General features: G+C 40.6%; 8 protein-coding genes. All 8 read left to right on the top strand.

Annotated elements, in window-relative coordinates:
- Window positions 1–428: Uma2 family endonuclease (locus tag PX481_RS03060; RefSeq protein WP_288093617.1), on the top strand; the 428-nt coding region annotated here is incomplete at its 5' end.
- Between the two features lie 61 nt (window positions 429–489).
- Complete coding sequence (locus PX481_RS03055; protein ID WP_288093615.1) at window positions 490–1548, top strand: NAD-dependent epimerase/dehydratase family protein; 1059 nt, start codon at window positions 490–492, stop codon at window positions 1546–1548.
- A 12-nt stretch (window positions 1549–1560) separates the two neighbouring features.
- Window positions 1561–2385, top strand: coding sequence for a transketolase (locus tag PX481_RS03050; protein ID WP_288093614.1), 825 nt, complete (start codon window positions 1561–1563; stop codon window positions 2383–2385).
- Entirely contained in the window at window positions 2382–3293 is a 912-nt protein-coding gene (locus PX481_RS03045) for a transketolase family protein (protein ID WP_288093613.1), read from the top strand. The genes PX481_RS03050 and PX481_RS03045 overlap by 4 nt, the downstream gene beginning before the upstream one ends.
- A gap of 4 nt (window positions 3294–3297) precedes the next feature.
- The gene (locus PX481_RS03040) at window positions 3298–3675 is read left to right on the top strand and encodes a GtrA family protein (RefSeq protein WP_150978161.1); all 378 of its coding nucleotides are present in this window, start codon (window positions 3298–3300) and stop codon (window positions 3673–3675) included.
- Window positions 3675–4607, top strand: coding sequence for a glycosyltransferase family 2 protein (locus tag PX481_RS03035; protein WP_288093619.1), 933 nt, complete (start codon window positions 3675–3677; stop codon window positions 4605–4607). The genes PX481_RS03040 and PX481_RS03035 overlap by 1 nt, the downstream gene beginning before the upstream one ends.
- Window positions 4608–4958: 351 nt before the next feature.
- Window positions 4959–5228 carry a YciI family protein gene (locus PX481_RS03030; RefSeq protein ID WP_002762776.1) on the top strand — a complete coding sequence of 90 codons (270 nt, stop codon included), beginning with the start codon at window positions 4959–4961 and terminating at the stop codon, window positions 5226–5228.
- 173 nt (window positions 5229–5401) lie between these two features.
- The gene (gene smc / locus PX481_RS03025; protein WP_288093610.1) at window positions 5402–8932 is read left to right on the top strand and encodes a chromosome segregation protein SMC; all 3531 of its coding nucleotides are present in this window, start codon (window positions 5402–5404) and stop codon (window positions 8930–8932) included.
- The last annotated feature ends 98 nt before the right edge of the window (window positions 8933–9030 follow it).

Below are 9030 nucleotides of genomic sequence, written 5' to 3'. Positions count from 1 at the left end.
CTACCATCGTCCTAGAGTTTATCTCGGAAACCGAAGGGGGTGAATATTCCATCAACCCTCACTATCCCTATGGAAAATGGTATTTTTATGAGCAAATCTTACAAGTACCTGTCTATGGAATTTTTCAGCCAAAAACAGGAGAATTAGATGTTTATCGATTAAATCAAGGAAGGTATGAACAACAACAACCTGATGAAAACAATCGTTATTGGATAGCAGAGATTAACTTATTTTTGGGAGTCTGGCAGGGAAAAAAAGCGGAAGTAACAGCCTATTGGTTGCGCTGGTGGGATAAGTCGGGCAATCTGTTATTATGGGGGAGTGAACGAGTCGCACAAACTGAATATCAACTCGAACAGGAGCGAATGTTACGGCAAAAATTAGCTGAAAAATTAAGAGAATTAGGCGTTGAACCAGAAACCTTGTAGGAGACTTGTCAAATGCTGATAAAATCATGGAAGGAATCTTGGTAATGATTCGGGGCTGAAGATGCAACCTAACCTAACAAATGACTTAAATCACATTCTTGCCCATACTAAAACCCTGTGGGAGGAATTGCGGGGACAACGGATATTTATTACCGGAGGTACAGGCTTTTTTGGCTGTTGGCTTCTGGAAAGTTTTATTTGGGCTAATGATCAGCTAGACTTAAAAGCATCGGCAGTGGTTTTAACCAGAAATCCTGATAGTTTCAGGCAAAAAGCTCCTCATTTAGCCAATCATCCCGCTATTCAATTCCATAGCGGTGATGTTAGGTCATTTCAGTTTCCTAAAGGGGAGTTTTCTTATATTATTCATGCGGCAACGGATGCAAGTTCTCTAGTACATCAAGAGGATCGTCTTTTTGTGCTAGATACTACAGTACAAGGGACTCGGCGAGTGCTAGATTTTGCTAAAAATTGTGGCACAAAAAAATTATTACTAACTAGCTCAGGAGCAATTTATGGTCAACAACCCTCAGATATAAGTCATATTCCAGAAAGTTATCAAGGGGCGCCGGATGTGAGTTCTCCTAACTCCGTTTATGGAGAGGGAAAACGACTCGCAGAACTCTTGAGTGTCTTGTATGCTCAGGAGTATAATATAGAGGTAAAAATCGCCAGGTGTTTTGCCTTTGTCGGTCCCTATTTACCTTTAGATGGATCTTTTGCCATTGGCAACTTTATCAAGGACAGTTTAGAGGGAAAAACGATTCATATTAAAGGAGATGGAACCCCCTATCGTTCCTATTTATATGCTTCGGATTTGATGATTTGGTTATGGACTATATTATTTAAGGGTGAGTCTTGTCGTCCTTATAATGTGGGTTCAAATGTGGAAATCAACATCAAAGATACCGCCTTAGCAGTGGCGGAAATTGCTGGACACCCTAATTCTATCACTGTTGCTCAAGAACCAGTTGTAGGTCAACGGATTGCCAGATATGTACCCGCTACTGACAGAGCATTAAAAGAATTAGGACTCAAGGCAACCGTTGATTTATCTACAGGGATTAAAAAAACCCTTGCATGGTATCAACAAAGACTAACACAAACTGATAATCATTGAGGAGTTTAACTCATGAAATTTGCGGCGAATCAACTCCGTCAAACTGTTCTGAGGATGGCCTTTGCTGGTTCGACCGTGCATATTGGCTGTGCCTTTTCTATTATCGAGATTCTCGCAGTTCTCTATCGTTCTTACCTAAATCTAGGGAATGGTCAACCGGAGTCCCCCGGCAGAGATTATTTAATTCTCAGTAAAGGTCATGGAGTAATGGCTCAATATGCTTGTATGTATGAGTTAGGCTGGCTAACGGATAAGGATATTGATAATTACTTTGGGGATGGTACAATTCTTAAAGGGTTATCTGATGCTCATGTGCCTGGTTTAGAAGTAAGTTCAGGGTCTTTAGGGCATGGTTTATCTGTGGGTGTTGGCATAGCGTTAGCTAGTAAAATTAAAGGAACCGGACAGCGTTGTTTTGCCCTTGTGGGGGATGGAGAAATTAATGAGGGGTCGATTTGGGAAGCCCTACTTTTTGCCTCTCATTTTCAACTATCTAACTTGTTAGTCATTGTAGATGCTAATGGTTATCAAGCGATGGGTACTACTCAAGAAGTGATGAATTTAGGTCAAATTGCTGATAAGTTCCAGGCTTTTGGTTTTGACTGTCGAGAAGTAGATGGTCATGATGAAAAGGCATTATATCAGGTCTTTCAAGAATTATTAGAACTGTCTTCTTCTTGTCCTAAAGCTGTTATCGCTCACACGGTTAAAGGGAAAGGTGTTTCTTTCATGGAAGATAATAATGTTTGGCATTATAGCCGCTTAAATCGAGAAATTTATGCCCAAGCTAAAGCCGAATTAGAACCTCAAGTTTACAAGGATAAATTAAGTTTATGAGAAACGCTTTTTCAGATGCTTTAGTCAAATTTGCTTTAGGGGATGAGCGAGTTCTATTATTAACTGGGGATCATGGTTATGCTTTATTCGATGATTTTCGTCAGGCTTGTCCTAAACAATATATCAATGCGGGGGTAGCAGAACAAAATATGGTAGGGGTGGCGGCAGGACTCGCTAAATCGGGGTTTTTTCCAGTAGTTTATGGTTTAAGTTCTTTTCTGCCGATAAGAGTTCTAGAACAAATTAAGTTAGATGTTTGTTATGAACAATTAAAGGTTTTGTTGATTGGAGATGGTGCTGGAGTGGTCTATAGTAGTCTGGGTTCTAGTCATCAGTCTACCGAAGATATTGCCGCTTTAAGGGCTTTACCTAATATCTCGATTCTCTCCCCGGCAGATGCCTCCGAAATGACTCAATGCCTGAATTGGACTTTTAACAGTGATAGACCAGTTTATTTACGCATGGGTAAGGCAGATTTAGGGGTAATTCATGAGACTTTACCTAACCTTGAGCCGGGTAAACTTTACCCCGTTAAACCAGGCACCGGCAACCTTGGATTTTTGGCGACAGGTTCGATGGTTAAAACGGCTCTAGAAGTAGCCCAAGAATGGGATAATAGTGGGGTGTGGAGTGTTCCTTTTATTAAGCCTCTTGATGTCCAACAAGTGAGAGAAATTTGTCAGCAATATCAAGCTATTGTGGTGATGGAAGAACATTCTATCTATGGGGGGTTGGGTTCTGCTATTTCTGAAATTGCCAGCACCTATCATCCCAGTTGGATTTGTCGCATTGGTATTGAAGATCGATTTTCTCAATTTTGCGGAACTTATCAATATTTGATGCAAGAACATCGGCTAGATGTTGCCTCAGTTAAGGAAAAAGTTAGAAATTTTATGTCACGATTGTAGAAAAATGTATCTAATCAAAAAAAGTAAATTTGTTAGATTTTTGTTAGTGGGGGTAGTTAATACCTTATTTGGTTATTCCGTCTTTGCCTTGCTGTTTCGTCTAGGATTAGATTATCGCTATTCCTTACTTATTGCTACTATTTGCGGGGTATTATTCAACTTTAAAACTATCGGAGCTATCGTTTTTAAAGACCAAAATAATCGACTACTAACTCGCTTTATTGGTGTTTATTTAGTGATTTACTTATTAAATGCTGAATCCTTACGAATTGTTAAGATGCTAGGAATTAATATCTTAGTGGCACAAGCTATCTTAGTATTGCCTCTAGCAATTGTTTCCTATTTTTTAAATAAAACCTTTGTTTTTAGAGGAAGTAGATGATGAAAAAAATTACGATTATGACCCCTTGTTATAATGAAGAAGGAAATATTGAAGACCTTTACCTGCGAGTTAAAGAAGTCTTTAATCAGTTACCTAACTATGAGTATGAACATCTTTTTATCGATAACGCTTCCCAAGATAAAACTGTAGATGAATTAAAAAAAATTGCTCAAAAAGACCCCGGGATAAAAGTCATCGTTAATGCTAGAAATTTCGGTCCCGTTCGTTCTGGTTACTATGGTATTCTTCAGTGTTACGGAGATGCGGTTATTTTTATGGTAGCAGATCTGCAAGATCCTCCCGCATTAATCCTAGAATTTGTCAAGAAGTGGGAGGAAGGCTATAAAGTTGTTAAAGCGGTTAAAACTCCGATGAAAGAAGGAGCTTTTTTCTATTCTGCTAGACAAATTTTTTATTATTTAATGGACAATCTTTCAGATATAAAAGTTACTAGAAACTTTACAGGTTTCGGTTTATACGATCAGAAAGTCATTAATGTTCTACGAGAGATTAACGATCCCTATCCCTATTTTAGGGGACTCATTGAAGAGTTGGGTTTTGAAAGTTTCTCTTTTGAGTATCAACAACAACGGCGAAAACGGGGTATTAGTAGTTACAACTTCTATCGATACTATAGCGAAGCGATGCTGGGTATTACCAGTCACTCCCAAGTTCCCCTCAGACTGGCCACCATGTTAGGCTTTGCTTTGTCCCTCTTGAGTCTGCTAGTGGCGTTAGGTTATTTAATCGCCAAATTGTTGTTCTGGGATTATTTTCCTTTAGGAACCGCACCCGTTACTGTCGGACTATTTTTAATCGCTTCTGTGCAACTATTTTTTATCGGCATTATTGGGGAATACATTGGCTTAATGCACATGAGAATTTTAAAAAGGCCTTTAGTTGTCGAACGAGAACGGATTAACTTTGAGTGAAGACTGTATTTGTTATACTAACTTAATCTTGGAGGACAAATGGTAATGGTTAGGCGTTGGGTTTCATGCTTCAACCCAACCTATGTTCATCTTATATTTAATTCCACCTACCTACTTAAATACAATAGAAAACCTATCTGGATTAGCTAATCTATATATAGCGTTTTTCAGTCTAATGAGGTATAGTAAATCCATCGATAGATAATAGATAGGCGTTTCAGCGTTTCAATCGGGACTCACCGCTATAGTAAAATGTAGATTCTGTGTACCCCCCCACTTTTCTATATCGATTTAGCCTGATTGACGATTCGATCGTAAAATAGCAACAAATCAAGAGAGTACAGGTCAAATATGCCGAAATTTGTTATCTGGGGTAGTTATTGTGAAAACGTGCTGGAAAAACGCGCACCCTATCGTCAAGCGCATCTAGAGGGATTAAATCAACAGAAAGAACGGGGAATTCTCATTACTATCGGACCAACGGCAGATTTAAGCCAAGTTTTCGGAATTTATCAGGCAGCCAGCGAGTCGGAAGTGCGAGAATTAATCGAAGCGGACCCCTACTGGCAAAATGGTATCTGGACAGAGTACCAAGTCAAAGAATGGATTCAAGCTATCTAAGGGGGCTATCAGCTATATTTTTCTATAAGGGTGTTGTCATAAAATTCTCAAACTACGCAACTAATCAAACTCATCTCCGGTCAAGTCTGAAGATATTTTCAAGGATAAACCGGAGTTATCCCTTATAGATTAAAGCTGACAGCTGATAGCTTGCCTAATTTTTGCTTATCGCCATGGTTTACATCAAAAAGGTCGAACTCTCACACTTCAAATCCTTCGGGGGAACGACTCCCATCCCCTTTTTACCAGGGTTTACGGTGGTTTCCGGTCCAAATGGTTCGGGAAAGTCGAATATTCTCGACGCATTGCTATTTTGCTTGGGATTAGCTACTTCCAAGGGAATGCGGGCCGAAAGATTACCGGATTTAGTCAATCACAGCTATAACAGTCAACGTCATAGCACCGAAGCGAGTGTTTCGGTGACTTTTGATGTTAGCGATATTCCCGACGCAACCGATAGGGATTGGACGGTTTCTAGGCGCTTAAAAGTGGCTAAGGGTGGCAGCTATACTTCTACCTACTATATCAATGGGGAAACCTGTACGGTTAGCGAACTTCACGACCAATTAAACCGTTTACGCATCTATCCCGAAGGGTATAACGTGGTGTTACAGGGGGACGTAACCCGAATTATCAGCATGAATGCTAAGGAAAGACGGGAAATTATCGACGAATTGGCAGGAGTAGCCGAATTTGACCGCAAAATTGAGAAAACTAAGGAGAATATCGATTCGGTTAAAGAAAGAGAAGAACGCTGCCAAATTATTGCCACAGAATTGCAAAAATCTCTCGAGAAATTAGCACTCGATCGCATTAAAGCCGAAAAATACCAAAAACTCAAGGCCCAAGTCCAAGAAAAACAACAATGGGAAATTGTCCTCCATTGGCAAAATCTCCAGCAGCGCTGCCAGCAAGTAAAAGAACAAATTCAAGCTGGGGAAAAGGAAAAACAGGTTTTAACCGAGACTATCGCCAATTTATCCGAACAAATCGCCCAAAATAGTCAAGAATTAGAGAAACTCAATCAACAGGTCAAAGCTTTCGGGGAAGATGAACACCTGTCCCTGACTTCCCGATTAGCGAGTCAACAGGCCAAACGACAACAACAGCAACAACGGCAAAAAGAGTTAGAAAACCTCGAAAAAGAATCTCAGACACAGAAAACCAGACTTTTAGAGGAAATTAATCGCTACAATCTCGAATTAAATCAGATTACTGCCCAAAAAAGCCGTTTAGAAACTGAAATTTTACCCAGTCTTTTACTGGCAACCCAAACCGCAAGGGAAACCCTAGAAAACCATCGTCTGCAAGCAAGTAGTCTCGCGGAAGCGTCAGAAGCTTGGGTAAAAGAACAAAGTGACCTTTCCCGCAATATTACCCGTCTTCAGGAACAATTAAACCCCTACCGTAGCCAACGGGCCCAATTGACCGAAAGATGCGATCGATTGCAAACTAATATAGTAGAAGCTGGTCAACGTCTGCAAGAATTAGAGCAAGTTATTAGCACAAAAACGGAAGAAAGTCAAGAAATATTACAAAAAATTAATCAATCGGATCCCGATATCCAAAATTTAGCCCAAAAACTCACCATTGCCGAACAAAATCGCGTCATCAGTCAGGACACCCAAAAACGTCTGCTCAAGGAACAACGGGACAAACAGAGGGAATTAGATAAACTGGAAGCGACCAAGCAAGCGCAACAGGAGGCCCAGGGAACCTATGCTACTCAAATATTATTACAGTCAGATTTGCCCGGAATCTGCGGATTAGTGGCACAATTGGGGGAAGTAGAGGAACGTTATCAAATTGCTCTTGAAATCGCCGCCGGAGGTCGTTTAGGTCATGTAGTCGTCCAAGATGATAGCGTTGCGGCTGCCGGAATTGCCTTGCTAAAACAGCGTCGCATCGGTCGCGCCACTTTTTTACCCCTGAATAAAATTCGTCCTCCCCGTCCCCAGGATATTTCCTCTCTGCGTCATGCGCGGGGTTATCTGGATTTAGCGGTGAATTTAGTTAAGTTTCAATCCCAGTATCGGGAGGTTTTTAACTATATTTTTGGCAGTACCGTGGTTTTCGAGGATATAGATTCTGCCCGTTATTATATCAATCAATATCGCATCGTTACTTTGGATGGCGAGTTATTAGAGATGACTGGCGCTATGACCGGAGGCAGCCAACCGACGCGATCGGGGCTGCGTTTTGGTAAAATTTCTCCGAAGGAGTCTAGTGAAGCGGAATCTCTACGGGAAAGATTAGCAGAAATCGATCGCATTCTTACCCGCAACGAAGAAAAAATTACCCAAGTTAATCATCTTATCAGTCAGTTAACCCAACAGTTAACCGAAACCCGTCAAAGTCATCGGGAAAATCAATTATCTCTACAACAATTAAGCAAGGATTTACAACGTTTAACCACAGAAAAAGAGGATTTAACCCGTCAATTATCGGGACAGCAAGAGGAAATTAGTATTTCTAGTCAACGGTTAGAGGTATTAACTAGAGAAATTCCTCAGTTAGAGTTATCCTTACAGCAAGAACAGGAGAAATTAACTGCTTTAGAGGCCAATCATACCCATAGCAAATGGCAACAGGTGCAGGGAATAATTCGCGCTCAAGAATTAGAGTTACAAACCCAAGAAAATCACCTCGCTACAGTCCGCGAACAGTTAAAAGACCTACAAAATCAACAAATCAGACTAGAGGAAAAAAGTCAAGAGTCTGGGGATAGAATTATTGAGATTGACAGGATAATTACCGATGCAGTTAATCAGAGAAATATCGGTAATCTGGAGATAGAAAAACTTGATCGCCATATTTTAGAAATCAATCAAGCTTTACAGCAATTATCGCAACAACTAGGGGAAACCAAGCAAAAAAGAGATCAATTAGAGACAGTTTTGCGACAACAACAAAACCGGCAACAACAGGCTATCTGGCAATCGGAAAAGTTAGTCAACAATCAAGAGGAAAGACAAGCATTACTAACCACTTTACAGACAGAAATTAGTCAACTAGAAAGCGACTTACCCAATCCCTTGCCCGAAATTCCTGAAAGCGATCGAGATTTCGAGAAAATTCAAAGCGATATTCGGCAGTTACAAAAGAAATTAGCAGCTTTAGAACCTGTCAATATGTTAGCTTTAGAAGAACACCAAAAAACTAAAGAGAGATTAGATGAACTATCAGAAAAACTGCAAACTCTAGAAGGTGAAAGAACCGAACTACTTTTACGGATAGAAAACTTTACCACCCTCAGATTTAATGCTTTTCAGGAAGCATTTACTGCTGTTAACGAAAACTTTAAGAATATATTTGCCACCCTGTCCGATGGTGATGGTTACTTACAACTAGAAGACGAAAATGACCCCTTTAATGGTGGCTTAAATCTGGTGGCACATCCCAAAGGAAAACCAGTACAGCGATTAAGTTCCATGTCTGGGGGTGAAAAATCTTTAACCGCTTTAAGCTTTATTTTTTCCCTACAAAGATATCGTCCTTCTCCCTTTTATGCGTTTGATGAAGTGGATATGTTTTTAGATGGGGCCAATGTGGAGAAATTGGCCAAAATGATTCAAAAACAAGCACAACAAGCGCAATTTATTGTCGTTAGTTTGCGTCGGCCGATGATTGAAGCTTCCGAAAGAACCATCGGTGTCACCCAAGCGCGGGGAACCCATACACAGGTACTAGGAATTAAAGTTTAACCTAAGATGCAAGTGGGAAGTGGGAAGTGGGGTGTGGGGTGTGGGGTGTAGGGTGTGGGGTGTAGGGTGTGGGGTGTGGGGTGTGGGGTGTGGGGTGT

The sequence above is a fragment of the Microcystis sp. M53603_WE2 genome (assembly GCF_030065435.1).
Note: the sequence above shows the minus strand (reverse complement) of the source record. Positions and strands in the feature narration are given on the sequence as shown.

What these genes read in the sequence shown, in the direction of transcription:
- PX481_RS03030 (WP_002762776.1), top strand. Translation starts at nt 4,959, where the DNA reads ATGCCGAAATTTGTTATCTGGGGTAGTTATTGTGAAAACGTGCTGGAA.
- PX481_RS03055 (WP_288093615.1), top strand. Translation starts at nt 490, where the DNA reads ATGCAACCTAACCTAACAAATGACTTAAATCACATTCTTGCCCATACT.
- PX481_RS03050 (WP_288093614.1), top strand. Translation starts at nt 1,561, where the DNA reads ATGAAATTTGCGGCGAATCAACTCCGTCAAACTGTTCTGAGGATGGCC.
- PX481_RS03045 (WP_288093613.1), top strand. Translation starts at nt 2,382, where the DNA reads ATGAGAAACGCTTTTTCAGATGCTTTAGTCAAATTTGCTTTAGGGGAT.
- smc (WP_288093610.1), top strand. Translation starts at nt 5,402, where the DNA reads ATGGTTTACATCAAAAAGGTCGAACTCTCACACTTCAAATCCTTCGGG.
- PX481_RS03035 (WP_288093619.1), top strand. Translation starts at nt 3,675, where the DNA reads ATGAAAAAAATTACGATTATGACCCCTTGTTATAATGAAGAAGGAAAT.
- PX481_RS03040 (WP_150978161.1), top strand. Translation starts at nt 3,298, where the DNA reads ATGTATCTAATCAAAAAAAGTAAATTTGTTAGATTTTTGTTAGTGGGG.